The following is a 26173-nucleotide window of genomic DNA, read 5'->3' as shown; positions in this document are numbered from 1 at the left end:
CCTTCTAAACCTCCTCTGAAATCTCTCGCAGAGGTAACGTAGGTAGGAGTAACGCGGCCAACAAGGATTGGCGCCAGGCAGGCTCCCGAAACACGAATATGTGTGTCGAAACGGGCGCTAGGGCCGCCGAACGGGGCGAAAACCAGGCAAAACCAGTGTCGCGCGCGCCGGATTGGGTTACCATCGCGGCTGAAATGGCAATTCGCGGGCAGGTAACGCTGCGCCGCCGGAACGGTTAAAATGAACAAGGATAGGCGGGCGCAGCCGTCGCGAAGCGACAGGCGCCCCGGCCCACGATCGCGTGCGCCGCTTTATGCGGCGCTCGATCTGGGCACCAACAATTGTCGGCTGCTGATGGCCGCGCCTGATGGTGCGGGCGGCTTGCGCGTGGTCGACGGCTTCTCGCGCATTGTGCGCCTGGGCGAAGGCCTCGCACATACTGGTCGCCTGAGCGAAAGCGCTATGGCGCGCGCCTATCAAGCGTTGGTCGCGTGCGCAGAGCGCATCGAAGCGCGTTCGCCGGTGGCGATTGGCTGTGTGGCGACCCAGGCGTGCCGCGCAGCGGCGAACGGCGAAGTTTTTCTCAATCGCGTGCGCAAAGACCTCGGCCTCGATTTCCAGATCATCAGCGCGGAAGAGGAAGCCAAGCTCTCCGTGCTCGGCTGCGCCAGCTTGCTCGAGCACGAGGCCGAGCATGCGATGATCGTCGATATTGGCGGCGGCTCGACGGAGATATCTTGGGTCTCGCCGCAGGCCGTCCTGAAGGGCGGGCTGGAAGCGCCGATCCTCTCCTGGGGCACCTCGCCGATGGGGGTGGTCACGCTCGCGGAGGAGGAGCCCGAGCCCGATACGGATCAACACGCTTGGTACGACGCGCTCGTGGAGCGGCTTGCGGAGGCGGTGCTCAAAATCGGCGACGTGCAGCATCTGCGCCAAGCCTTTGCCGAAGGCCGCGGCCACATCATCGGCACGTCCGGCACGGTGACGAGCCTTGCAGGCGTTCATCTCGATCTGCCGCGCTATAGCCGTCAACGCGTGGACGGCATGTGGTTCGACGTCGCCGATTGTCGCGCCACCATAGCGAAGCTGCTTGCGCAGACGCGCGAAGAGCGCGCCGCCAACGCTTGCATTGGCAAGGACCGCGCTGACCTTGTGGTGATCGGCGGCGCCATTCTGGATGCCGTACTCCGCGTCTGGCCGGCGACTCGCATCCGCGTTGCAGACAGAGGCTTGCGCGAAGGCGTGCTGATGCGGCTCATGGCGCAGAAGGGCGCAGCATGAGCGACGAAGAAGAACCGAAGCGTCGTTGGACGGGCAAACCTGCTGGCGGCGGCGGCGACCGCCAGATGTTCACGCGCGTGAAAAACAAGAAGGTCAAGGAAAGCTCGCGCAATTGGCTGAAGCGGCAATTGAATGATCCCTATGTCGCTAAGGCGCGCGCCGAAGGTTATCGCGCCCGCGCCGCCTACAAGCTGATCGAACTCGACGAGCAATTTCATTTCATGAAGCGCGGCGCGCGCGTGATTGATCTGGGCGCGGCGCCGGGCGGCTGGCTGCAGGTCGCGGTTGCACGCGGCGCCTTAAAGGTCGTGGGCGTTGACCTCTTGCCGATCGAACCGTTGCCGGGCGCGATCCTGTTTCAAATGGATTTGCTCGCACCGGAAACGCCCGGCGTGCTCATGGGAGCGCTCGGCGGCCAGCCCGATATCGTGCTCTCCGACATGGCGGCCAACACGACGGGTCACCAGCGCACCGACCAAATCCGCACCGGCGCGCTCGCCGAAGCCGCCGCCGAATTCGCCATCGATCATTGCGCCCCCGGCGGCACGTTCGTGACGAAAGCCTTCCAAGGCGGCCTCGACAGCGCGCTGCTGGCGCGGCTGAAGCAGGCGTTCAGCACCGTGAAACACGCTAAGCCGCCCGCCAGCCGGGCGGAGAGCGCTGAAATCTATGTCGTGGCGCAGGGCCGCAAACCGCCTGCGTGACTGGACAAGGCTGATAAGAATCTCTACCAGCCGAACATGGAAATCCGTGATGCTTTGACTTTTGACGACGTGCTCCTTGAACCGGGCGCGTCCGAAGTGCTGCCTGCCGACGTGAATACGGCCACGCGCCTGACCCGCGGCATCACCCTCAATATCCCGCTCATTTCGGCCGCGATGGATACGGTCACCGAAGCGCGGCTCGCCATCGCGATGGCGCAGGCCGGCGGCTTGGGCGTGATTCACCGGAATATGACGCCTGAAGAACAGGCCGATCAGGTGAAGATGGTCAAGAAGTTCGAGAGCGGCATGGTGATCGATCCGGTCACGATCCATCCGGACATGACGATCGGCGACATCATCCTGATCAAGGAAGCACGCAGGATTTCGGGCTTCCCGGTTGTAGATCGCGATAGCCGTAAATTGGTCGGCATCCTCACCAATCGCGACATGCGCTTCGCCGACATGAAAGAGCGCGTTTCGGACGTGATGACGAAGGACAATCTCGTCACCGTGCGCGAAGGCGTGAACGAGGGCGAAGCGAAGAAGCTGCTGCACAAGCACCGCATCGAGCGCGTGATCGTGGTCGATGATGTGGGGCGTGTGGCGGGCCTGATCACGGTGAAGGATTTCGAGAAAGCGCAGGCGTTCCCGAACCGCGCGAAGGACGAGCAAGGCCGCTTGCTGGTCGGCGCCGCCTCCACGATTGGCGAGGCCGGCTTTGAGCGCTCGCTGGCGTTGATCGAAGCAGGTGCGGACGTTGTCGTGATCGACACGGCGCACGGCCATTCGAGCGCGGTGCTTGCGGCCGTAAACCGCATCAAGCGTGAATCGAACAAGACGCAAATCATCGCAGGCAATGTGGCGACAGCTGATGGCGCGAAGGCGCTGATCGATGCAGGCGCAGATGGCGTGAAGGTGGGTATCGGGCCGGGCTCGATCTGCACGACGCGGATCGTGGCGGGCGTCGGGGTGCCGCAGCTCACGGCCGTGGTGGATGCGGCAACGGCTGCGCGCAAAGCCGATGTGCCGGTGATCGCCGATGGCGGCATCAAATTCTCCGGCGATCTTGCGAAGGCTCTGGCTGGCGGCGCGGAAGCGGCGATGATCGGTTCGCTGCTCGCGGGTTCGGAAGAGGCGCCTGGCGAAGTGCATCTATTCCAAGGCCGTTCGTACAAGTCCTATCGCGGCATGGGCTCGCTTGGCGCGATGGCGCGCGGTTCGGCCGATCGCTATTTCCAAAAGGAAGTCACCGATCAGATGAAGCTCGTGCCGGAAGGCATCGAAGGTCGCGTGCCGTTCAAGGGCCCGGTGGCGAACATCGTGCACCAATTGATCGGCGGCCTGCGCGCGTCGATGGGCTATGTGGGCGCGGCGAATTTGAAAGAGATGCGTGAGAAGGCGCGGTTCGTGAAAATCACGAGCGCGGGCTTGCGCGAAAGCCACGTGCACGACGTCTCGATCACGCGCGAAGCGCCGAACTACCCGCTCGGCGGCTAAATGAGCGTCCGGGCGCTGACGCCTGGCGATTACGCCTGGGTGACTGCACTCGGAATGGCGAACGAAGTCGAGACTGGCCCAATCGATATCGCATGGCTGGACGTCATGTCGCGCGAATGGTTCGTGGGCGTGGCCGCAGGCGAGAACGACGCGTTCGCGATCATTTTTGATCAGAGCGCGAGCCATGGCAGTCCAAACTTCCATTGGTTTCGCGATCGCTACCCGCGCTTCACCTATGTGGATCGTATCGTCGTCAGCGAAAGCGCACGCGGCAAAGGCTTGGCGCGGGCGCTCTATGAATATGTGTTCGAGACGGCGCGCGCCGCCGGGCATGAACGCGTCGTATGTGAGATTAACTTTGATCCGCCCAATCCGGGCTCGGATGCGTTTCACGCCAAGCTTGGATTCAGTGAGATTGGCCGCGCCACTCTCGCCAATGGCAAGAGCGTGCGCTATCTGGAGCGCTTGATCGGCGCGGAATGACGCGCTTCCTTTGAGGGGTTCTCCCATGCGTCCCGGCGCTCGCCAGCAGGCGGCAATCGAAATTCTCACCTCACTCGAAAATCAACGCCAACCCGCCGCCGATGCGGTGAAAGCATGGATGTTGTCGCATCGCTTCGCCGGTTCGAAGGACCGCGCCGAGATTGGCGATCTCGTGTTCGGCGCGCTGCGCTGGAAGCAATCGAGCGCCTGGCGCATGGGCGAAGACGATCCGCGTGCCTGGGTGTGGGGCGCGCTGCGCTGGGGCTTTGGCTGGAGCGTCGAGCAGATCGAGCAAAGCACGTACAACGATCCCCACGCACCCTCGCCGCCGACGGAGAAGGAGCGCGCCGCACTGGAGAGCGCGACGCTCGATGGCGCGCCGGCTTTTGTGCGCGGCGACTATCCCGAATGGTTGGACGAAAGCTTCGCGCGCATGTTCGCCGACGCGCGCGCTGAAGAGGGCGCCGCGCTTGCTGCGCCTGCTTCGCTTGATCTGCGTGCCAACGCGCTGAAAAGCACGCGCGAGAAGGTGATCGAAGCTTTAAGCGAAAGCCCGAAGCTGAAAGAGCCGCCGCTTGCATCGCCCCACACGCGCGAAGGCGTGCGCATTCCGTGGTCGCAAGGGCGCAATTTTCCCTGGGCGACCGAGCAGGCCTTCGTCAAAGGCTGGTTCGAGGTGCAGGACGAAGGCAGCCAAATCGCGGCGCTAATGTCCGGCGCCAAGCCAGGCATGCAAGTCGCCGACGTGTGCGCTGGCGGCGGCGGCAAGACGTTGGCGCTCGCGGCGCTGATGCAGAACAAGGGCCAAGTGTTTGCGTACGACGTCGATGGCCGTCGCCTGGCGCCCGTGAAGGAGCGCGCCGATCGCGCTGGTGTGCGCAACGTCCAGATCCGCGCGCCGATGCGGACGAAAGATGCGTTGGAAGATCTGCGCGCCAAGATGGACGTCGTGTTCGTGGATGCGCCGTGCACCGGTTCGGGCACGTGGCGGCGCAACCCGGATTCGAAATGGCGCTTGCGGCCGAACGCGCTGGCGAAGCGGCTTGAGGAGCAGCGCGAAGCGTTGGCGCTGGGCGCTGGGCTCGTGAAACCCGGCGGCGTGCTGATCTATGTGACGTGTTCGGTGCTACCGGAAGAAAACGAAGACCAAGTGCGCGCGTTCGCCGGCAATGGCTTCGAGCCGACGAGCACCGCCGAACTCAGGGCGCGTGGCGTGGAAGCAGGGCTGAATGCGGATACGCCGATGCACGATCGTGGCGTGGGTGTGCAGATGACGCCGCTGACCACAGGCTGTGACGGCTTCTTCGTAGCGGGCCTGAAGCGCGCTTAGACCTCGACGTCGACCAGCAAGCCCTTGCGCTTGCCGCGCCGATAATCCTGCTGCTCGCGCGCGAAGCGCTCGCTGGCGCGTTTCTTGTCGCTGGCCGAACCTGGATCGACGCGATGACGCTCGCGCACGAGGTCGCGTTGCGTGATCGCGGCGCCGAATTCGGCAGCCGTGCGCTGGTTCGCGTCACGCTGATCGCGTGACGGCGCGCCTTGCGGCTGGGCGATTGCCTCGATGCCGGTTACCAGTGCCATGCTCACATAATTGCACATCTAGGTTAGTGCTTCGTTTACGCTTTGTGGAATTTTGCCGAGAATTGCGAGGCGCCATGTTCGATTTCATAGGCAGATTTCTAGGCCGCCTTTGGCGCATCTCGAATTTCTGGCGCATTCCGCCGTTTGAGCAGGCCTCCGCCGGCGTGCGCGTCGGCAGCCCGCTCGGCGGCTGCCTCATGTTTTTGTTCTTGTTGCTCTGTGTCGTTGGCGGGCTGCTGACGATCGCGGGCTTGGTGTTCGGCTTCACGTTGGACGACGTTGATCGCTGGCTCGACGGCCTGGCGCCGACTGCCGATTTCATCGGCACGGTGTTGATCCAAAAAGTGCTGATGGCGATCGTGCTGTTTATCTGCGTGGCCCTCGCCGGTGCACTCGTGTTTGCACGCGGCGACCCCGACACGCCTGGCTGGGGCAAGACGATCCTGATCCTGCTGCTGTGCCTGGCCGTCGGCTATTGCTCGACCGTGAACATGCTCGCACCGCTTGATGTGCGGGCGGGGTAGGGTCACCGGGGCAGTGTGTCTTCCCAAATGCCGACGCAGCCATCATCGCTGGCCGTCGCCAAATATCGACCTGATCCAGATATCGCCACATAGGTCAGTGGCGCGCTGTGATAGCCGCCGACGCCGATATCAACGCGCTCGGCGTCGTCATACGCGAACAATGCTGGACGATAGCCTGTGGCCACAGCCACAACAGGAGATTCCGGGTGAAGCGCCAAGCTTCGTAATGGAAATTCCGCGCGGATATCATTGCGATTGCGGCGGACATAATTGCCCGCCTCAAGCGTATAGACGTCAAGTCGTGGATCGGACGGGTTGGTGGAGGCGACGGTCATCAACTCGCCGACGGAATTCGATCGCGCGCTGATCCGACCGTGAGCCATGATCGCGCCAGGCGCCTTTCGCGGTGTGAGCGCATTTGCATCGAGGCGCCCATCTAGCCAGATCCTATGGATGCCGCCTTGCCTGTCCGTCACAAAGAAGCAGCCCGCCGCCGGCGAATAGGCGCAGTCAACGGAACGCCCGCGCGCCATTTGCGGAAGATAGACCTCCTTGATGAACGTTGGCGGTGCGCCGAGACGCCACATAATCGCGCGTCCGCCAGCAATCGTGAGCGCAATATTGTCCGGCGCGAGGGCCGTATCGATGACGCCGAGGTGAAATTGGTTGTTGGCGTTTCGTCGCGCGGTGGGATCGAAATTCTGCAAGCAATGCTTGAGCTGCTCAAGTTCGCAGAGCTTGTTGCCGAAACTCCGGCCACGAAAAACATGTGCGGAGCCACGCTCACTGGCGACAAATATTGTATCGCCGTCCGAGCTGAACCCGCCCTTCCAGAGCGTGCGACCGTCCAGTTCGCTGAAGCTAAAGTCGCCGCCCGGCGCAGCCGCTTCCTCGACGATATCATCGCCTTCTTCTTGTGAGCGCGTTTTCAATTCTGCGACGGCATCGACATTCCAAAGGATCGCGCGTCCATCACGCCCCGTTGAAAGGAGAGTTTTCTCCTCGAAGGGATGAAACTCAACGCACGTGGCGCCGTCCTTGTGCGCGATACCCCCGCCAAGCCAGCCGCGAAACTCGAAGCGTGGCAATCGTCGACGCTTGATATTGATTTCTCGGACAAGGTGCCCCCACGCCTCAGTTGAGGTGAAGCTTTTGAACACGGGGCGACGTAAGCGGCGGCACTGCAAATCCTTCGCCCACGATTGGCTCGCTGCGCCGATGTCTTCGAAGCTTGTGAGGATGAGCTTTTCTTGGCGCTGCGCGAGGATGGCCTCGTATGCAACCCACCAGCTCTTCTCGGCGCGCTTTGACCAGATCAGCAACACACAGCGCGCCCGCGCGACTTTCATCTCGATCGTCTTGCGCCAATCAGTGCCTGATTGAATGTCTTTGTCCCACCAGACTTTGAAGCCTTCAGCCTCAAGCGCGCGCGCAAGCTCCCCAGCGACTTTTGTATCGGTGCGCGAGTAGGAGAGGAAAATATCCGGCCGAGCGTCGAATATTTGATCCAGACTCGGCGCGAAAGCTGCGCTGTCGGCCATGCGACGTCTCCCACCTTAATGAACGAACCTTAACCATTGTGGATAAGTTCGCGCAACCGGGGCGGGTAGGGGCTAGGCCGCACTACTTGGCGCGGTGGTTGGCGCGGCGGCCTGTTTACGAGCTTCGATCCTCGCCCAAACCCGGTCGTGTATGAGAAAAGCCGCTGTCTGTACCGCCGGTTCGATCAGGCCGACGGCGAGGGCGGCGCGCCAATCGCGGGTGATCGTGTAGGTCACGGCGATCGCCACCACGAGGTGCATCAGCGAGTAAGAGCCGGTTTTGAGCGCGAGTTTCATGGGTGAATGCATTTTTTTGCGAATCATTCGCAATAAGTGGGCGCGACCAGGCCAGCGTCAAGGGGCGCCCGCAGCCCGCAGAGCCGATTTGCAGTGGCGGTGAATTGATTTCCCGCGCGACGCACTGCATTTCGGGACATGGTTCAGCCGGTTGCCAGCGCTCAGGCTCACGAGCGCGTTCTCATCATTGATTTCGGGTCACAGGTTACGCAGCTCATCGCGCGGCGCGTGCGCGAGAATGGCGTCTATTGCGAGATCCACCCGTACAACAAAGTCGATGTCGCGCTGCTCGCAAGCTTTGCGCCGAAGGCGATCATTTTCTCGGGTGGTCCGTCGAGCGTGCTTGATGATCCCAGCCCACGGGCGCCGAAAGAGGCGTTCGACATGGGCGTGCCGATCCTCGCCATTTGCTACGGCCAGCAGACGATGAGCGTGCAGCTCGGCGGCGTCGTCGAAGGCGGGCACGCGCGCGAGTTCGGCCGCGCTGATGTCGAAATCAAAAAAGCGTCGCCGTTGTTTGAAGGTTTGTGGGACGTGGGCGGGCGCTATCCAGTGTGGATGAGCCACGGCGACCGCGTGACGAAACTGCCGGAAGGCTTCGAGGTTGTCGGCGTCAGCGAGAACGCGCCGTTTGCGATCGCCGTGAACGAGCAGCGTCGCTTTTACACGACGATGTTTCACCCCGAAGTCGTGCACACGCCGGACGGCGGCCAGTTGTTGCGCAATTTCACGCATCGCATCGCCGGTCTCAAAGGCGATTGGACGATGGCGGCGTTCAAGGACGAAGCGATCGCGCGCATTCGTGCGCAAGTTGGCGACGGCAAAGTGATCTGCGGGCTTTCCGGCGGCGTGGATTCAAGCGTCGCGGCTGTGCTGATCCATGAAGCGATCGGCGATCGGCTGACGTGTGTGTACGTGGATCACGGCCTGATGCGGAAGGGTGAGTCCGAGCAGGTCGTGTCGCTGTTCCGCGATCATTACAACATTCCGCTGATCCATGCCGATGAGAGCGCGCGTTTCTTGGGCGCGCTGGAGGGCGTGAGTGATCCGGAGGTGAAGCGTAAAACCATTGGCAAGCTCTTCATCGATGTTTTCGAGGAGAAAGCGAAGTCGATCGGCGGCGCGGCATTCCTGGCGCAAGGCACGCTCTATCCGGACGTGATCGAAAGCGTGTCGGCGATTGGCGGCCCGTCGGTGACGATCAAATCGCACCACAATGTGGGTGGCCTGCCCGAGCGCATGAACATGAAGCTGGTCGAGCCGTTGCGCGATTTGTTCAAGGACGAAGTGCGCGCGCTTGGGCGTGAGTTGGGGCTGCCGGAGACTTTCGTGGGCCGTCATCCGTTCCCAGGGCCGGGTCTCGCGATCCGCGTGCCGGGCGAGATCACGCGCGAGAAGCTCGATATCCTGCGCGAGGCGGATGCGGTTTATCTCGATGAAATCCGCAAGGCGGGCTTGTACGACAAAATCTGGCAAGCGTTCGCCGTGCTGCTGCCCGTGAAAACGGTCGGCGTCATGGGCGACGGGCGCACCTACGAATACGTCTGCGGCCTCCGCGCCGTGTCGAGCACCGACGGCATGACCGCCGACTTCTTCCCGTACTCCATGGATTTCCTCGGCCGCACCGCCACCCGCATCATCAACGAAGTCCGGGGTGTGAATCGCGTCGTGTACGACGTGACGTCGAAGCCGCCGGGCACGATTGAGTGGGAATGATTGCCGTCGCTGACGACGCCCAAGTTGCTCTGTGTCGTTTGAGTTGCTGCGGCGCCTGCGAACAATTGCGCGGTTAAAGGTAAGTCATGCGCCCAACATGACTTAGCCAAGCGCAAGGACGTTGCGTCACGTACATCTGTGCGCATGCAGCATTAAGCATATCGGTGGTATTCATCGCTACGCTTTCCATACGCGCGTGCTTCGCGCGTTACTTGACAGCACGCTCATTCAAGCTTTGCATCAGGCCTCCTCCCCAATGCGCGCGACGAGGGTCAGCGTGCGGGCGACCGCGCCTTGTAGGCGACTGGGGAGGGAATACTCATGGCGAATAAGAAGTCTTTGTTGAAAGGCCTGTTGGCGTTTTCAGGCTCGATGGCTGCATTGGCCACGGCGACGCCAGCACTTGCGCAGGTCTCCGGGGAAGAGATCATCGTTACTGCGACGAAGCGCGAGCAAGACATTCAAGATGTGCCGATCGCGGTGACGGCGTTGAACGCCGATCAGTTGCAGAACGCCGGAATCGTCGATATCCGCGCGCTGCAAACCTTGTCGCCGAGTATCAACCTCAATTCGACGCAGACGGAGTCCGGCGGCACGACGATGCGAATTCGCGGCGTCGGCACGACGGGCAACAATGCCGGTCTCGAAAGCGCCGTCGGCGTATTCATCGATGGTGTGTACATCTCTCGGCCGGCCATCGCGTTGGGCGAATTGCTCGATGTGCAGCAGGTCGAAATTCTCCGCGGCCCGCAAGGCACGCTGTTTGGCCGCAACACTTCGGCCGGCGCGCTGACGATCACAACGCGGGCGCCTGACCTTCAGGATTTCGGCGCCTTCGGCAGCATGACGACTGGATCGATCGCCGACGGTGATGATCTAGGCCTGCTATCCGCCCAGGTCGGCGTGAATATTCCGATTGTGGAAGACCAGTTCGCTATTCGGATCGCCGCGGCTGGCCGCACGCGCGACGGTCTGTTGACCAGTACATTCGACGGCGCCGACGTGAATACGCGGGACCGCTATGTGGTGCGCGCCTCCGCACTCTGGCAGGCGACGCCAGACCTAAGCTTCCGGTTCATTGCTGACCATCAAGAAGGCCAAGATGATTGCTGTGACGCAGTCATTTTGCGGGAGTCGCCGATAGTTGCTGGTGGCGCGTACACCGCCGCGGGTCTGCCAGCGCATGGCGGCGCGCCAGCGAGCGGCTGGGATGCATTCAACAATCGTATATCGAACTCCGAGGGCTTCGCTGATCCGGGCGAGCAGACAGGTTATTCGCTCCAAGCGGACTGGGATTTGAACTTCGCGTCGCTCACCTACATCGGCAGCTATCGCGAATCAGAATCCGCGCCGAACGTGCAGAACAGTGACTTTACCGGTCTGAGTGTGTTCTCTGTCGGCGGCGCGACAGCGCCGGGCGATAACCCGAACGGCGGATCGACCGAGTACACCTCGCACGAATTACGTTTGGCCGGCGAACTTGGCCGGCTGGATTGGATGGTGGGCTATTACACGAGCACCGAAGATATCAGCGTGTTAGCTGAACTGACGCTCGGTTCGGCGTTCCAGGCCAACCTCAACGCCAATCTCATTGCGCTCTATCCGCTCGCCGGAGGCGCGGCTGCACTCCAGGCCGCCCTGACGCCGTCGCTAGGCGCTATGGGAGCCGCTGCGTTTATCGCCAATCCCGCATCCTTCTACTCAGGCGGTGCGCCGTCCACGGGTGCGTTTGCGCGAAATCTCTTCACGCAAGAGGGGGATTCGACCTCGTTCTTTACGCACAACACATTCGCGGTCACGGATCGTCTGGACTTGACGGTGGGCGCTCGTTACGTCGAGGAGACGAAAGACGGCAGCTACGATCAACTCGCGGCGTCCAACCCAGCGTGCCTCAATGCGCTCGTTAATCCCCTGGTGCCGGCCACGGGTGCATTGGGCCAGGTCGCAGTCGGTTACCTCTGTTTCCCATTTGCGGCGCCGGCGACCACGCCGATCGCGCCAGAATTCAGCAATACTTTTGAGGATGAGGAGGTCGTTTACACCGTGAACGCAAGCTACGCGTTTACGGATGACGTTCGCGCCTATGCGAGCTTCACGCACGGCTTCAAATCAGGCGGATTCAACCTCGATCCGACCGCGGCGGGCTTTGGCGCTGATCCACGGTTCGATTCGGAAATGGTGGATGCATACGAACTTGGCCTGAAGACGGAGCTGTTCGACAACCGTCTGCGCGCGAACTTCGCTCTCTTCCGCTCGGAGATGGAGGACTTCCAAGTCCTCGAATTCACTGGCGTGCAATTCGTCACCTTTAACGTGCCGAACGTCATCGCAGAAGGCGCCGAAATGGAATTGTTCGGGAGTTTGACCGACGATCTCAGTGCGTCGCTGGCTGTGACTTATTCTGATGCGCGTTATCCGGAGGACTGCGCTCCGGCGACGGCGCCAATCACTGTGCGGTCGCTATGCGGTTCTTCGCTTACGAACGCGCCTGAGTGGGTGAGTGTGCTCGGCTTCGACTACGATCGCGACGTCTTCGGCGATCTGCGGTTCTTCTTGAGCGGTTCTGTCCGTTATGAGTCAGATCGCCGGACATCGACACAGGCCTACAACGTGCCGACATCAGGGCCGGTACGGCAAAATCTGCTCGCCAACGATATCCAAGATGCGAACACGAAAGTGAATCTGCGCCTCGGGATCGGTGGCCAAGACCAGCGCTGGTCTTTCGAGCTGTGGGGCACCAATATCTTCGACGAGCAGACGCGCAACGTCACGTTCAACGTGCCGCTCCGCGGTTTGGACTCGCTTGGGACGGCGGCGCGCGGCGCATTCCTCGAAGAGCCGGCCATCTACGGCATTACGCTTCGCGCGAACTACTGAGCACTGTCGTCGCAGCCCTCCCAGACTGCAGCGACCTTCTTACCTCCCGGCCCAAAAGCCGGGAGGTTTTTATGTGGAGGCCCGTTGTTAAACCTCAAACGCCCCCGACGTCGGTTTCTGGGCGATTGATGTTGATTGGCAATTGGGCCCCTTCGTTCAAGCACTTGGCCTTAGGGCATGACCGGCGGGCGCCGGGTTGAGTTTTAGAACAGGCGCGCGAAAGTCCTCCCATCGAGGAGGAACGAGAAATGACGCAAGCCGGTAACGAAGTGCTCTACGAAGTGGTGGATGGCCACATCGCCGTGATCACGCTCAATCGCCCCGAGGTCCGCAACGCTGTGAACGGCGTTGTCGCCAATGCGCTTGAAGCGGCAGCCAAGCAGGCGGAGGCCGATCCCAATATTCGCGTCGGCATTTTGACGTCGTCGCTCGACAAAGTGTTCAGCGCTGGCGCCGACCTTGCCGAAATCTCAGCCGGCCGCGGTAATACGCTTTCCACCAAGGACGGCGGCTTTGCCGGATTCGTTGAATTGAAGCGCGACAAGCCGTGGATTGCGGCCGTGGAGGGCGCAGCCTTTGCCGGCGGCTGCGAGATCGTGTTGTCGTGCGATATGATCGTGGCGTCCGAGAATGCGCGCTTTGGCTTGCCCGAAGTGAAGCGCGGGCTCTTTGCGGGCGCAGCTGGCGTCTATCGCCTGCCACGCCGCCTGCCGCGCAATATCGGTATTGAACTCGTCGCAACGGGCGATGGGCTCGATGCGCAACGCGCGTACGCGCTTGGCTTCGCCAATCGCATGACGCCGCCCGGTGGCGCGCTCAACGCCGCTATCGAACTGGCCAAGGCGATCGCCGTCAATGCGCCGATGTCGGTGCGCGAGAGCATCGCGATCGCACGCCAATCGCAAGATCTGGATGAAGGCGAGTTGGCCAAGCTGTCGCGTTCGGCGGCCGGGCGCGTCTTTTCCAGTGAAGATTCCCGCGAGGGGCCGCGCGCGTTCCTCGAAAAGCGCGCGCCGGTTTGGAAGGGCCAATGAGAGAAGACATTCTGCTGATCCGGCGTGAGGGCGCTGTCGCGCACCTCACGCTCAACCGTCCGAACTCCGGCAATGCCATCGACGTGCCGTTGGCGCGCGCGCTGATGGAAGCATCGATCCAAGTGGATGAGGACGATGGCGTGCGTTGCGTGGTTATCACTGGCGCGGGGCGCATGTTCTGCGCCGGCGGCGATATCGGCAGCTTCGCCGCCGCGGGCGACAATTTTGCAGCGCTGACCAAGGAGATCACCTCGTATCTCCATGTCGCTGTGGCGCGTTTCGCACGGATGCTCAAACCGCTCGTCACCGCCGTGAACGGCCCCGCCGCCGGCGCGGGGCTTCCGCTCGCAGCGCTTGGCGACATCGCCATCGCCGCGCGTTCGTCGCATTTCACTTTGGCGTATTCCGCCATCGGCCTCACGCCAGACGGCGGCGCCACCTATCTCTTGCCGCGGCTCGTCGGCATGCGCCGCGCGCAGGAATTGGCGTTGCTGAACAAACGTCTCAATGTCGACGAGGCGGCCGCGATCGGGCTCATCACGCGCGTCGTGGATGATGACGCGCTCGTGGCTGAAGCGAACGCCGTGGCGCAACAACTCGCGGCCGGCCCAACCGGCGCGCTCGGGCGCACGCGCCAGCTCTTGTTGCAGAGCTACGGTGAGAGCTTGGAAACGCAAATGGAGTGGGAAGCCCGCACCATCGCCGAAGCCGCGCGTACGCAGCACGGCCGCGACGGCGTCGCCGCTTTCCTCGCCAAGCAGAAGCCAGTCTTCAAATAGAGCGATCGCGCCTTCAGAGCGTTCGTGCGATCAAAACTTTCATGATCTCGTTTGAGCCGCCGTAAATGCGTGAGACGCGGCTGTCGCGGAACATGCGGCCGATCGGGTACTCGTTCATATAACCATAGCCGCCGTGCAGCTGCAGGCAGCCGTCGATGATGCGGTTCTCGGTGTCGGTGCACCAATATTTGGCCATAGACGCTTTCGCCGTATCAAGCCGGCCGGCCATCAATTCTTCGAGGCAATGATTGACGAACACGCGCGCCAAGGTGGCTTCCGTCTTATACTCAGCCAGCTTGAATTGCGTGTTCTGGAATTCGATCAGGCGCTGGCCGAAAGCTTTGCGGTCCTTCACGTAGGCGATGGTCTCCTCGACCGCGAGTTCGGCATTGAGCGCCGCCTGAAGGGCGATGATCAGGCGCTCGCGCGGCAATTCCTTCATCAGTTGTTTGAAGCCCTGGCCTTCCTCCATGCCGAGCAGATTGTCGGCCGGCACGAACACGTCATCGAAGAAGAGCTCGGAGGTGTCGGCGGCGTCTTGGCCGACCTTGTCTAGTTTTCGGCCGCGGCGGAAGCCTTCGGCGCCCTCGGTTTCAACGACGAGCAGCGATACGCCTTTGGCGCCCAGTGTCGGATCGGTCTTGGCGACGACGATCACGAAATCCGCGAGTTGGCCGCTGGAGATGAACGTCTTTTGGCCGTTGATGCGATAGCCGTTGCCGTCCTTCTTCGCCGTGGTCTTGATGTTCTGCAGATCCGAGCCCGCGCCCGGTTCGCTCATCGCAATTGCTGCGACCAGATCGCCGGAGCACAACCGCGGCAGCCAGCGCTTCTTCTGCTCTTCCGTGCCGTGCGCGACCACGTAAGGCAGGATGATGCCGTTGTGCAGCGAAGCCGCGAAGCCATCGACGTCCTTGCGCGAAATCTGCTCGAACAGCGCCACGTCATAACGGAAGTCCGCACCGCCGCCGCCGTATTCCTCCGGCACGGAAACGCCGAGCAGGCCGGCTTGACCCGCCTCGCGCCAAAACTCGCGCTCGACCTGCTTATCCTCGCGCCATTTTGCGACGCGCTTTTCCGGCGCGTGTTGATCGAAGAAGCGCGCCGCGGAATCCGAGAAAGCCCGCAGGGATTCATCATCCATGAACGCAGGCGTAGGAACATCGATCGCGGGCATGTGCAGGTCCGTTCGGTTGAGCCGGTGAGGCGGCAATCAAACCAGAGCTTGACGCGCACGTCACCTCGTATCGCAACGTCAGTTCTGCACGTGCCGTGGCGGCAGCGTCAGCTGTCGATGTCGCGCTTGTAGGTTTCCGGCAGGAAAAGCAGGCCAATGAGCAAGGTCGCCAGCGCGATGATCACCGGATACCAGAGCCCATTATAGATGTTGCCGGTGGCCGCCACGATCGCGAAGGCGGTCGTCGGCAGGAAGCCGCCGAACCAGCCATTGCCGATATGGTAGGGCAGCGACATCGACGTGTAACGAATGCGCGTCGGGAAGAGCTCCACCAGCATTGCGGCGATGGGCCCGTACACCATCGTCACATAGATCACGAGCAACGCCAGGATCGCGATGACGAGTGGCGTGTTGATTGCGGCAGGATCGGCGGCGGTGGGATAGCCGACCCCCTCGAGCGCCGCGCGAGCCTCGGCTTGGAAGGTGGCGATAGCGTCGGCGCGGGCTTGGCCGGAGAGTTGCGCGGTGTCGGGCGCGCGCAACACGGTATCGCCTATGTGGATCTCGGCGACCGACCCTGCGGGCGCCGCTTCGTTCTCGTAACTCACGCTGGCGCGCGAGAGGAACGCGCGAGCAACGTCACAGGATTGGCTGTCGAACTTGTTGCGGCCCACGGGATCGAATTGGAACGAACAGGTGCTCTGATCCGCATAAACGAAGACAGGCGCATTGCGTTGCGCCGCCGCCAGCGCGGGGTTCGCGGCTTCGGTGAGCAGGTTAAAGAGCGGGAAATAAGTGAGTGCGGCAAGCGCGCAACCGGCCATGATGATCGGCCTCCGGCCGATCTTATCGGATAGCCAGCCGAAGAAGATGAAGAACGGCGTGCCGATCAGCAGGCCAATGGCGATCAGCGTGTTGGCGGTGAAGCCATCCACCTTGAGCGTCTTCTCGAGAAAGAAGAGCGCGTAGAATTGCCCCGTGTACCAGACCACGGCCTGACCGGCGACCGCACCGAGGAGCGCCAGGATCGCGATCTTTGCGTTGCTCCATTTGCCGAACGCTTCCGCCAACGGCGCTTTGGACGTCGCGCCTTCGTCCTTCATTTTCTGAAAGACGGGGCTCTCGTTGAGTTGCATCCGTATCCAGAGCGAGACGCCGAGCAGAATGATCGAAACTAGGAACGGCGCGCGCCAGCCCCACGCAGCGAACTCCTCCGCGGATAGATTCGCGCGCGTGATCATGATCACAAGCAGCGAGAGAAACAGTCCCATCGTCGCCGTGGTTTGAATCCACGCCGTGTAGAGCCCGCGCTTGTTGTTCGGCGCATGCTCGGCAACGTAAGTGGCCGCGCCGCCATATTCGCCGCCGAGCGCCAAGCCCTGGAGCAGGCGCATCAGAATAAGAATGATCGGCGCGGCCACGCCGATCTGGTCATAGCCGGGAAGCAGGCCGACCACGAAGGTCGAAAGCCCCATGATCGCCATCGTGACGAGGAACGTGTTCTTGCGTCCGACAATGTCGCCGATGCGGCCAAAGAAGAGCGCGCCAAACGGGCGGACGAAGAAGCCGGCGGCAAATGCGGCAAGCGCGAAGATAAACGCCGTCGTCTCGTTCACGCCCGAGAAGAAGTGGGCCGCGATATAGGTCGCGAGCGAGCCATAGAGATAAAAATCATACCATTCGAACACGGTGCCGAGGGACGAGGCGCCGATGACGAGTTTCTCGTTCGAGGTCGCCTTGTGATGTTTCGGCTCTACGTCCGCTTGGCTCATCTTCTCCCCCTCCGCGTGCTTTAGATGCGCCCATCCCTCAGGATCGCGTCAACGATGCGATCCGCCGCGTCTTCGGGTGCGGCTTTCATGGTCTCAATGTGAATCTCAGGCGCGAGTGGCGTTTCGTAGGGGCTGTCGATACCCGTGAAGTTCTTCAGTTCGCCAGCGCGGGCCTTTTTATAGAGACCCTTCACGTCGCGTTTCTCGGCTTCATCCAGCGGCGTGTCGATAAACACTTCGAAGAATTCGTCTTTGGGGATGAGATCGCGCGCCATTTGCCGTTCAGCACGGAAGGGCGAGATGAAGGACACGAGTACGATGAGCCCGGCGTCGGCCATCAGTTTCGACACCTCCGCCACGCGCCGGATATTCTCCACGCGGTCGGCCACGGTGAAGCCCAGGTCGCGGTTCAGCCCATGGCGCACGTTGTCGCCATCCAGCAGCACCGTGTGGCGGCCCAACGCCAGCAATTTGCGCTCGACAAGATTGGCGATGGTGGATTTGCCGGCGCCCGAGAGGCCCGTGAACCACAGCACCGCCGCGCGCTGCCCCTTGAGTTCCGCGCGGGCCTCGCGCGTCACATCCAACGCTTGCCAGTGCACGTTCTGGGCGCGCCGCAAAGCAAATTGGATTAGGCCTGCACCGACAGTCGCATTGCTTATCCTATCGATCAGGATGAAGCCGCCCATGTCTTGGTTCGCGGCATACGGATCGAACGCAATCGTTCGATCCAGGCTCACATTGCAGACGGCGATCTCGTTCAGCTCCAGCACCTTGCCCGCGAGGTGCTCGAGCGTGTTCACGTTCACTTTGTATTTTATGTCCGTGATCTGTGCCGCGACCTGCTTGGCGCCGATCTTCAGCCAATAGGAGCGGCCGGGGATGAGATCATCCTCCGCCATCCAAATGATCGTCGTCTCGAATTGATCTGAGGCTTCTGGCGGATCGTCCGCCGCCGCGATCACGTCGCCGCGCGAGCAATCGACTTGGTCCGCCAATGTCAGCGTCACAGATTGACCAGCAATGGCCTCATCGAGATCGCCACCCTTGGTGACGATGCGCGCGACCGAACTCATTTTGCCCGACGGAGCGACACGTACTTTGTCGCCGGGCTTCACGCGACCGCTGGCAATCATGCCGGCAAAGCCGCGGAAATCGAGGTTAGGGCGGTTCACCCATTGCACCGGCATCCGGAACGCCGCCGTCGCGCGGCGTTGATCATCCAGCGGCACGGATTCCAAATGGTCGAGCAACGCAGGGCCTGCGTACCAGGGCGCGGAATCGCTCTTGGTTGTAATGTTGTCGCCCTTCAGCCCCGACATCGGGATGGCGAGAAAATCGCGCACGCCAATCTGGCGTGCGAAAGTCGCGTACTCGGCCACGATCGTGTCGAAGGTTTCTTGCGACCAGCCGACCAGATCCATCTTGTTGACCGCCAGCACGAGGTGGCGAATGCCCATCAGCGAGACGAGATAGGAATGGCGCCGCGTCTGCGTCAGCACGCCTTTGCGCGCATCGATCAGGATTACGGCGAGGTCGGCCGTCGAAGCGCCCGTCACCATGTTACGCGTATATTGCTCGTGGCCGGGCGTGTCGGCGACGATGAATTTGCGCTTCTCTGTCGAGAAGAAGCGATAGGCGACGTCGATCGTGATGCCTTGTTCGCGCTCGGCCGCGAGGCCATCAACCAGCAGCGCAAAATCGATCTCGCCGCCCTGCGTGCCGATCTTCTTCGAATCCGCCTCAAGTGCGGCCATCTGATCTTCGAAGATCATCTTCGAATCGTAGAGCAGGCGCCCGATCAGGGTGGACTTGCCATCATCAACGCTGCCGCAGGTGATGAAGCGCAGCAGCGATTTGTGCTGGTGGCGGTGCAGATAGCCTTCGATGTCGGCGCCGATTTCAGCGCAAGCTTTGCGGTTGTGGGCCATCAGAAATAGCCCTCCTGCTTCTTCTTCTCCATGCTGGCGCTCTGATCGTGATCGATCACGCGGCCTTGGCGCTCGCTCGTCGTCGCGAGCAGCATTTCCTGAATGATCGCCGGTAGCGTGTCGGCGTCGCTCTCGATCGCGCCGGTCAGCGGGTAGCAGCCGAGGGTACGGAAGCGCACGCGCTTGATCTCCGGCTTTTCGCCCGGCTCCAGCGGCATGCGGCTGTCGTCCACCATGATCAACGAGCCGTCGCGCTTCACCACTGGCCGCGGCGCCGCGAAATAGAGCGGCACGATCGGAATGTTCTCCAGGTGGATGTATTGCCAGACATCCAGCTCGGTCCAATTCGAGAGCGGGAACACGCGGATGCTCTCGCCCTTGCGCTTGTGTGCGTTGTAGAGCCGCCAAAGCTCCGGCCGCTGGCTCTTCGGATCCCAGCGATGATTGGCGGACCGGAAAGAGAAGATGCGCTCCTTGGCGCGGCTCTTCTCTTCATCGCGCCGCGCGCCGCCGAAGGCCGCGTCGAACCCGTATTTGTCGAGCGCCTGACGCAGGCCCTCAGTCTTCCAAATCTGGGTATGGATCGCCGAGCCGTGATCGAACGGATTGATATTGCGCTCAAGCCCGTCCGGGTTGGTGTAAACGATCAGCTCCGCGCCCAGCTCCTCCGCCATACGCGTGCGCATCTCGTACATGGCCTGAAACTTCCAGGTCGTGTCGACATGCAGCAGCGGGAAAGGCGGCGGCGCAGGGTAAAACGCCTTCGCCGCCAGATGCAGCATGACGGCGCTGTCCTTGCCGATCGAATAGAGCATCACCGGCCGCTGCGCCTCGGCGACGACCTCGCGCATAATATGAATAGCCTCCGCCTCGAGCATCTGCAGATGCGTCAAGCGCGTGGCGGAAAGGCTGGCGGAGGCGGCCGCTGGCGTCATGCCTCCTGACTATACGCGGATGCAGCAGGAATCGAGACGCCGAACGCTGTTGGGGCGCTCAGGCGTGCGTTTTCGTGAGGCCCGCCGTTAACCTTTGGCCTAAGCCAGCACGCTTTTTGAGGCGATCGCGATGGGCGGGCGGTCGAAGGCGAGGAAGCTGGGCGCGACGTCGGTGTCGAAGGCGCCGCCCTTGCCAGCGATTTCCTGGGCGATGAGTGAGCCGATGGCGGGCGCCAGTTTGAAGCCGTGGCCGCTGCAGCCATTGGCGACATAGAAGCCGCGCACAGCCGTCCTACCGACGACCGGGTGCACGTCAGTCGCGTTGATGGTGTAGAGGCCGCTATAGCCCCGCACTTTGCCGCGAATGCTGAGCTCGGGGATTTTGTGCTGAAGCGCGTGCAGCTTTATTCGCGCGAAATCGTCTTCGACGAAGCGCGCATAATCGTCCGGACGCTCAATCGCCTCGCGCTCGTCTTCTTCGAGGATGGAGCCCACGATGATTTCTTGGCCGCGGCTCTGCGAGCGGAAATAGATCCCGCTCAACGGATCGACCGCCACGGGGATGTCGCCAATCACTTCGGCAGGGCGATCGAGATGCACAACCTGAATCCGCGTCGGCTTCAACGGCCAAGGGCAATCGAGGCCGACATGCGCGAAGATATCGTTGCACCAGGGGCCCGCCGCGTTGACGATCTGCCCGCATGCAATGCGCCCGCCGTCGGCCAAGCTCACGCCAAGCACAGCGCCGCCATGCGTTTCAATCCCCGTGACGCCTGCGCGGAAGCGCACGTCAACACCAAGCGCGCGGAGCGCTGTCAGTAGATCTTGCAGCGCATCGACGGGGTCCATGTAGCCGCCGTCCAGCTCAAGCAAATGAAGCCCGCCGGCGCCGCATGTGTGATCCGAGCCGCTTTCAAGATCCGGCGGGATCGCGCAGGGGTTCAGCGCGGGAAAGCGCTCCGTCAGCTGCTTGTCATCCATCACGGCCGCGCGAATGCCATGTGATGCAAGTCGCGCAACTTCTTGCGCCGGCCAATCGTTGCGGCCATCGGCGAACCAGAGCACGCCGTGGCGGTGGAATTGTGCGAGCGGCGCCTTAAGCCCCACAAACTCGGACCAATTCTGATACGCAGCGATGCCGTCGCGGGCGAGGTTCACCGTCTCCGGGCGCGTGTATTTGAAACGGCACACGGCCGATGACGCGCCGGTGGAGCCTTCGCCGGGCCCGGCGCCCTTGTCGAGCACGATGATCTTGGCGTCCGCGCGGCGCGCGAGTTGCAGCGCCGTGCACAGGCCAATGATCCCCGCGCCGACAATCACGATGTCGGCTGAGTCACGCATGCAATGAACCTTGTGTGCGCGTTAGCGCTTGGCGTTGGCGACGGCCGTTTCGATGTTGGTCACCAGCATGTCGATATTGCCTTTGGCCATAGCGCCGAGCGCGTCGATGTCAGAGCCCTCATAGCGTGCTTCATAGTCCAGGATCGTCTTGGCGCCGTCCGGAATGAATTTCATGAAGCCTTTATAGCTCGTCGCCGGCAGCGGCCCGAAATCGACCACTTCGTAATTCATGTGCATCTTTGCATTGTCGATCAGCGTGATCTTCTCCGCCACAACACCGCCGCCGAGTGCGGGCGTCAGATGCAGCGTGCGCAGCGGTACGCCATCGCGCGTGGAGATTTCGACGCGATCGGCCATGCCGGTTGCGACATCCATGTTGCCCAGATCATTGATCACGTCCCAGACCGCCTCAGCGGGGGCGGCGATGGTGGTTTTGGTGGTGTAGCAGCCTGACATATTCGCCTCACTTAATAAACTCGGCCGAAGGATGGGCGCGGGGGAAAGTCTTCATCATACGCAGATATCGCGCTAGCGTTTGATCGCTCCGCGTGAGCACGCCCGGCTTGAATTTCATCGTCAGCATGTTGTGGACGTCTTCGCTGACAACCTTAGTTTCGAGATCGATGACGAATTCGAGCCAGGCGTCGATCTCCTCGGCCGTGCCCATGTCCTTACGTGCACACACAACCATATAGAGCGATGACACCGATGGGCGCGGCAGGCCAAACGGCGACATAAAGCCGAACCATTTGTCGCCAAATTGGCTCGATTGCCAATAGAGCGTTGGCCCAAAGATGCCGATCTCATTGGTGAGCTTATCGCCGTTCGAATAGATGCCGGTGAATTTGTATTTGAGCGAGTGATCGGTCCATTCGACCGCATCGTGCTGATCTTCGCCTTCGATATTTATGCCGTGCAGGGTCTTGATGTGCTGCATATCCGGCGTGTTGGCGCAGATGATCCAGGGATCGACCGGGAGGTCCGGCAGCACGCGCACTTTGAAGACGAGTTCGTCGTCCGGGAACGGCATGTCCGGCAGATCGTAATGCGGGGTCTCGCCGTTGTAGGCCCACACCAAACCCCATCGCTCCTGCGTGGGAAAACGGAAGAGCTTCGCCGCTTCCGGCGCCGGATCGCCGATCGCTGTCGAACGGCAGCGCCCGTCGGCGCCGTATTTCCAATGGTGGAAGACGCAGCGGATTTGCCCGTCGACCATGTGGCCCGCCGCCAAGTCCGCGCCCATGTGCGGGCAATAGGCGGAGAGCACTTGCGCCTCACCTTGCTCATCTCGCACAACGATCACGCGCCCGTCGAGGAAATCGAAGCCGCGCACATTTGTGTTGGTCGCAGCGCTCGAAAGGCAGATCGGATACCACGCCTGCGTGAAGAGGCCGTCCTGGCCCTCCGCTGGAATGTCGTGGCTGATATGGCGCCGGGGCGGATTGGCGAGGCCCGCGCCCCGTTGATCGTCGGCCATGCAAAGTCTCCGGATCGGCGCGTGGAGTGCGCCGGCTCGGATCAAAGTCCGCTCAGAATGCGTCCGCTCCAACCTGTCCGAAGGGGTAGGCGGCGCGATCTTCCGGGCAGGTTGCGCCGCCGTTCGTTCTGCTAGCTGGCGCTTAAGGGCCGCCTCAGGTGCTTTGCCAGCACACAGGAGGCGCGCGCATGGCTCACAGAATTCTTCTCATCCTCACCTCGCATACCGAACTCGGCAGCACGGGCTCAAAGACCGGCTCCTGGCTCGAAGAGCTCGCGCAGCCCTATTACGCCTTCAAGGAAGCCGGTTGCGACGTCGCGATGGCGTCGATCAAGGGAGGCGCTGCGCCACTCGATCCCATGAGTCTGGGCGAAGGCTGGATTTCTCTGGTTGGCCAACGCTTCATGGACGATGCCGAGGCGCAGGCTGCGCTCGCCAATACAAAAGCGATCAAGGATGTGGCGGCCTCCGATTTCGACGCGTGCTTTGTGGTTGGCGGCGTCGGCGGCGCCTGGGATTTCCCTGGCAACGCGACGCTTCTCGCGTTCCTTGATGGGCTAGCCGCACGCAGCGCGATCATCGGCGCCGTATGCCACGGCGCGGTGGCGTTGGCCGACGTGAAAACGCCCGAAGGCTTAGCGCTGGTGCGCGGCCGTAACGTGACTTCTGTCAGCAATGCGGAAGAGATCGCAGTCGGCTTCGACAAGATCGTGCCGATTTTGCCGGAAGAAGCGTTGAAGCGGGCGTGCGGCTATTACAGCGCCGCACCGCCCTTCGCCGCGCATGTGGTGCAATCTGATTTCGTGTTCACCGGGCAAAACCCCGCATCGGCCCTGCCGTTGGCGCAAGCGATGCTGCGAAAACTCGGCGCCAGCGCCTAGCCCTAAACCTACAAGTTGCGAAACGCGCCGCACGCATGCGTGTGGCGCGAACGCGCGTGCGTAAGCTCGTGCCGCACGCGAACATCGACGCATGCAACACCTATCCCACTGGGCAGCTATGAATCCGACGGCGCCGCCGGGAAGCTTTGCGAAGCTATAAAGCTCTACGGGGGTTGCAGCATGTCCAAGCGCGAGAAAGCCACGGCCGCGACGATGCGGAATTTATTGTTCAGCGCGACGTCGCTGATCTCTCTGGGCTGGGCGGGCGCCACGCTTGCACAAACCACGCCGGCGGCGGAAGCCGATGACGGCGGCGTCGAGGAATTGGTCGTCACGGCGCGCTCACGCGCCGAACGCTTGATCGACGTGCCGGATGCGATCACTGCATTTTCCGCCGAACACATCGAACGCGCGGGCGTGAACGAACTCAATGATTTCGTCCGCCTTACGCCAGGTGTGGCGTTGGTCGAAGCCAGCCAATCGCCAGGCATCGCGCTCATCAACATTCGCGGCGTCGGTCAGCAATATCAAGGCGAAGCCCCGGTCGCTGTCGTGGTCGACGGCGTGCAAGTGATCAGCGTCAGCGCTATCAACCAGGGTCTGGTCGACGTCGAGCGTATCGAAGTGTTGCGTGGCCCGCAGGGCGCGCTCTACGGCCGGAACGCCATCGGCGGCGCGATCAATATCGTGACACGCGAACCAACGGATGAATTCGAGGGCGGCGTCACCGTCGGTTACGCCAATGGCGAAGACGAGATGATCGAAGGCGTGCTCTCGGGCCCGCTTGGCTCCGATCGTCTGCTCTTCCGCGTCACCGGTCACTACAATGATTTCAACGGCACGATCACCAATCCGATCACCGGCACGGAAACCAACGCGCTCATGAATTCCTACGGGCGCCTGCGCTTGCTGGCGCGACCGACCGATGATCTCACGCTCGATTTCCGTGCCTCGCACGATACGACGGAGAACGCAGGCTATAACGCTTCGATCCTCGCCACAGGCGATACAGATGATTTCTCTTTGCCGCCGGTTTCCGGCCGCGAGGGTTGGGGCCGACTCGAAGTGGACGAGGTCTCGTTCAAAGCCTCGCTTGACACGGACCTTGGCGTGCTGAGCGCCACCACTGGCTACGTGCAATCCTCGGATGAATCGAGCTACGACCTTGATATGTCGCCGGCCGATGTGCTTGAGCTCAACCTGCAAAGCACCGAGATCGAAGCGCTGAGCCAAGAGCTTCGTCTCACATCATCCAACGAAGGGCCGTTGCGCTACACGGCGGGCCTGTTTTATGTCGCGACCGAGCGCAATCGCTTCACCGATGTGGAAGTCGTGCCGTTCGCGTTGAATCTGCTCGCCGACGCGACGGACGACAATTCCGCCTGGGCCGCGTTCGCGCAGGTGAACTACGACATCACCGATCGCCTCGAACTCACGCTCGCCGGCCGCTACGACGAAGACGAGCGCGAACAAACCAACAATCTGGCCGCCCTTGGCGATCCCGATCGCGTGGTCAGCCACACCTTCACGATGTTCCAGCCGAAGCTCTCGCTGGCGTACACCTTGGCCCCCGACCTGACGCTCTACGCGACGGCCGCGCAGGGCTTCCGCAGCGGCGGCTTCAACACGCCGGGCCCAGTGTTTGATCGCATCTACGATTCCGAAGAGACGACAAATTTCGAAGTCGGCCTGAAATCCTATCTCTTCGACGGCCGCTTGCTGCTAAACGTGGCCGCGTACTCGATCCTTTACGAGAACCAGCAAGTGCAATTGCTGGATCTCGGCACCGGCCAACAGGGTATGGTCAACATTCCTGAGACTGAGAGCGTCGGCCTCGAAGCCGAGTTCTCCGCGCGTCTGACCTCGGCGCTGACGCTGAGCGGCGGCGTCGGCTATCTTGATAGCGAGATCAAGGATTTCCCGGCGCTCTCGATTGTGGAGGGCAATCGCCCGCCATTCTCGCCGGAATTCACTTACAATCTGGCGCTCGATTATACACAACCCGTCTCGGATGCGTGGGATCTGCAATTGCGCGCAGCACTCACTGGTCAATCGGGGCTCTATTACGAATATTACAGCCGCGAGGCCAATGGTGCGTTGCCGTATTATCTCGACAACCAGCCGACATATTCGCTGGTTGATCTCCGCGCCACGCTGCGCAGCGAGACGTGGACGCTGACGGCCTTCCTCGATAACGCGTTCGACGAAGAATATTATTCCGACGCCTCAAGCCGCATCATCACCTCATACGCTGAGGTCGGCGTACGCGGTCGCACGCAACGCTACGGCGTTCAACTCGGTTATCGATTCTAACAAAACGCGCCGCGCTCTCCCCAGAGAGCGCG

The 26173-nt window shown here is 61.9% G+C and carries 22 protein-coding genes; 12 read left to right on the top strand and 10 right to left on the bottom strand.

Translation table 11 applies throughout. The features are described from left to right. Positions 1-240: 240 nt before the first annotated feature. The 5 genes from EPJ54_RS05820 to EPJ54_RS05800 are packed head-to-tail and all read left to right on the top strand — an operon-like array spanning position 241 to position 5295. Complete coding sequence (locus tag EPJ54_RS05820) at positions 241-1281, top strand: Ppx/GppA phosphatase family protein (protein ID WP_135210708.1); 1041 nt, start codon at positions 241-243, stop codon at positions 1279-1281. Further along, a complete protein-coding gene (locus tag EPJ54_RS05815) occupies positions 1278-1985 on the top strand; it encodes an RlmE family RNA methyltransferase (RefSeq protein WP_135210707.1) in 708 nt (235 codons plus the stop codon). Before EPJ54_RS05820 ends, EPJ54_RS05815 begins: the two co-directional genes overlap by 4 nt. A gap of 36 nt (positions 1986-2021) precedes the next feature. After that, on the top strand, positions 2022-3482 hold the full coding sequence (gene guaB / locus EPJ54_RS05810; RefSeq protein WP_135210706.1) for an IMP dehydrogenase: 1461 nt from the start codon (positions 2022-2024) through the stop codon (positions 3480-3482). Next, positions 3483-3965: a GNAT family N-acetyltransferase gene (locus tag EPJ54_RS05805; protein ID WP_135210705.1), complete on the top strand. Its 483-nt coding sequence runs from the start codon at positions 3483-3485 to the stop codon at positions 3963-3965. A 25-nt stretch (positions 3966-3990) separates the two neighbouring features. Continuing rightward, positions 3991-5295: an RsmB/NOP family class I SAM-dependent RNA methyltransferase gene (locus tag EPJ54_RS05800; protein WP_135210704.1), complete on the top strand. Its 1305-nt coding sequence runs from the start codon at positions 3991-3993 to the stop codon at positions 5293-5295. On the opposite strand, the gene EPJ54_RS05795 is transcribed toward EPJ54_RS05800, so the two are convergent. Continuing rightward, positions 5292-5546: a hypothetical protein gene (locus tag EPJ54_RS05795; protein WP_135210703.1), complete on the bottom strand. Its 255-nt coding sequence runs from the start codon at positions 5544-5546 to the stop codon at positions 5292-5294. The two genes, EPJ54_RS05800 and EPJ54_RS05795, sit on opposite strands and share 4 nt — an antisense overlap. 74 nt (positions 5547-5620) lie before the next feature. Between EPJ54_RS05795 and EPJ54_RS05790 the strand changes: the two genes are divergently transcribed. Continuing rightward, the gene (locus tag EPJ54_RS05790; RefSeq protein ID WP_135210702.1) at positions 5621-6070 is read left to right on the top strand and encodes a hypothetical protein; all 450 of its coding nucleotides are present in this window, start codon (positions 5621-5623) and stop codon (positions 6068-6070) included. Between the two features lie 2 nt (positions 6071-6072). Here the strand turns inward: EPJ54_RS05790 and EPJ54_RS05785 are convergent, their stop codons facing one another. Both EPJ54_RS05785 and EPJ54_RS05780 read right to left on the bottom strand, forming a co-directional pair. Continuing rightward, a complete protein-coding gene (locus EPJ54_RS05785; RefSeq protein ID WP_135210701.1) occupies positions 6073-7611 on the bottom strand; it encodes a toll/interleukin-1 receptor domain-containing protein in 1539 nt (512 codons plus the stop codon). Positions 7612-7683: 72 nt separating this feature from the next. Then, positions 7684-7908, bottom strand: a complete 225-nt coding sequence (locus tag EPJ54_RS05780; RefSeq protein ID WP_135210700.1) for a DUF2061 domain-containing protein — start codon at positions 7906-7908, stop codon at positions 7684-7686. 138 nt (positions 7909-8046) lie between these two features. Here EPJ54_RS05780 and guaA point away from each other — a divergent pair, with 138 nt between their 5' ends. The 4 genes from guaA (at position 8047) to EPJ54_RS05760 (ending at position 14314) form a co-directional block, all read left to right on the top strand. Further along, positions 8047-9624 carry a glutamine-hydrolyzing GMP synthase gene (guaA, locus tag EPJ54_RS05775; protein WP_135210699.1) on the top strand — a complete coding sequence of 526 codons (1578 nt, stop codon included), beginning with the start codon at positions 8047-8049 and terminating at the stop codon, positions 9622-9624. A gap of 321 nt (positions 9625-9945) precedes the next feature. Continuing rightward, positions 9946-12501, top strand: a complete 2556-nt coding sequence (locus EPJ54_RS05770; RefSeq protein WP_135210698.1) for a TonB-dependent receptor — start codon at positions 9946-9948, stop codon at positions 12499-12501. A 248-nt stretch (positions 12502-12749) separates the two neighbouring features. Beyond that, complete coding sequence (locus EPJ54_RS05765) at positions 12750-13535, top strand: enoyl-CoA hydratase-related protein (RefSeq protein WP_135210697.1); 786 nt, start codon at positions 12750-12752, stop codon at positions 13533-13535. Then, positions 13532-14314 (top strand): enoyl-CoA hydratase/isomerase family protein, encoded by a 783-nt coding sequence (locus EPJ54_RS05760; RefSeq protein WP_135210696.1) that lies wholly within the window; start codon positions 13532-13534, stop codon positions 14312-14314. Before EPJ54_RS05765 ends, EPJ54_RS05760 begins: the two co-directional genes overlap by 4 nt. 13 nt (positions 14315-14327) lie before the next feature. On the opposite strand, the gene EPJ54_RS05755 is transcribed toward EPJ54_RS05760, so the two are convergent. From EPJ54_RS05755 to EPJ54_RS05725, 7 genes are all read right to left on the bottom strand, one after another. After that, the gene (locus tag EPJ54_RS05755; RefSeq protein ID WP_135210695.1) at positions 14328-15491 is read right to left on the bottom strand and encodes an acyl-CoA dehydrogenase family protein; all 1164 of its coding nucleotides are present in this window, start codon (positions 15489-15491) and stop codon (positions 14328-14330) included. A gap of 107 nt (positions 15492-15598) precedes the next feature. Continuing rightward, complete coding sequence (locus EPJ54_RS05750; protein WP_135210694.1) at positions 15599-17263, bottom strand: MFS transporter; 1665 nt, start codon at positions 17261-17263, stop codon at positions 15599-15601. A gap of 20 nt (positions 17264-17283) precedes the next feature. Further along, on the bottom strand, positions 17284-19194 hold the full coding sequence (cysN, locus tag EPJ54_RS05745) for a sulfate adenylyltransferase subunit CysN (protein WP_135210693.1): 1911 nt from the start codon (positions 19192-19194) through the stop codon (positions 17284-17286). Further along, on the bottom strand, positions 19194-20129 hold the full coding sequence (gene cysD / locus EPJ54_RS05740) for a sulfate adenylyltransferase subunit CysD (RefSeq protein WP_135210692.1): 936 nt from the start codon (positions 20127-20129) through the stop codon (positions 19194-19196). Before cysD ends, cysN begins: the two co-directional genes overlap by 1 nt. A 99-nt stretch (positions 20130-20228) precedes the next feature. Beyond that, entirely contained in the window at positions 20229-21470 is a 1242-nt protein-coding gene (locus tag EPJ54_RS05735; RefSeq protein WP_135210691.1) for an NAD(P)/FAD-dependent oxidoreductase, read from the bottom strand. Positions 21471-21491: 21 nt separating this feature from the next. Then, complete coding sequence (locus tag EPJ54_RS05730; RefSeq protein ID WP_135210690.1) at positions 21492-21926, bottom strand: SRPBCC family protein; 435 nt, start codon at positions 21924-21926, stop codon at positions 21492-21494. Positions 21927-21933: 7 nt separating this feature from the next. Beyond that, entirely contained in the window at positions 21934-22947 is a 1014-nt protein-coding gene (locus tag EPJ54_RS05725) for an aromatic ring-hydroxylating oxygenase subunit alpha (protein ID WP_135210689.1), read from the bottom strand. A gap of 188 nt (positions 22948-23135) precedes the next feature. On the opposite strand from EPJ54_RS05725, the gene EPJ54_RS05720 reads away from it, so the two are divergent. Together EPJ54_RS05720 and EPJ54_RS05715 are read left to right on the top strand one after the other, a co-directional pair. Continuing rightward, the gene (locus EPJ54_RS05720; RefSeq protein WP_135210688.1) at positions 23136-23828 is read left to right on the top strand and encodes a type 1 glutamine amidotransferase domain-containing protein; all 693 of its coding nucleotides are present in this window, start codon (positions 23136-23138) and stop codon (positions 23826-23828) included. A 180-nt stretch (positions 23829-24008) separates the two neighbouring features. Further along, on the top strand, positions 24009-26141 hold the full coding sequence (locus tag EPJ54_RS05715; RefSeq protein WP_135210687.1) for a TonB-dependent receptor: 2133 nt from the start codon (positions 24009-24011) through the stop codon (positions 26139-26141). Positions 26142-26173: the final 32 nt, after the last annotated feature.

The sequence above is a fragment of the Vitreimonas flagellata genome (assembly GCF_004634425.1).
In the GTDB taxonomy this organism is placed as follows: domain Bacteria; phylum Pseudomonadota; class Alphaproteobacteria; order Caulobacterales; family Aquidulcibacteraceae; genus Vitreimonas; species Vitreimonas flagellata.
This window is presented reverse-complemented; position numbering and strand designations above follow the sequence as displayed.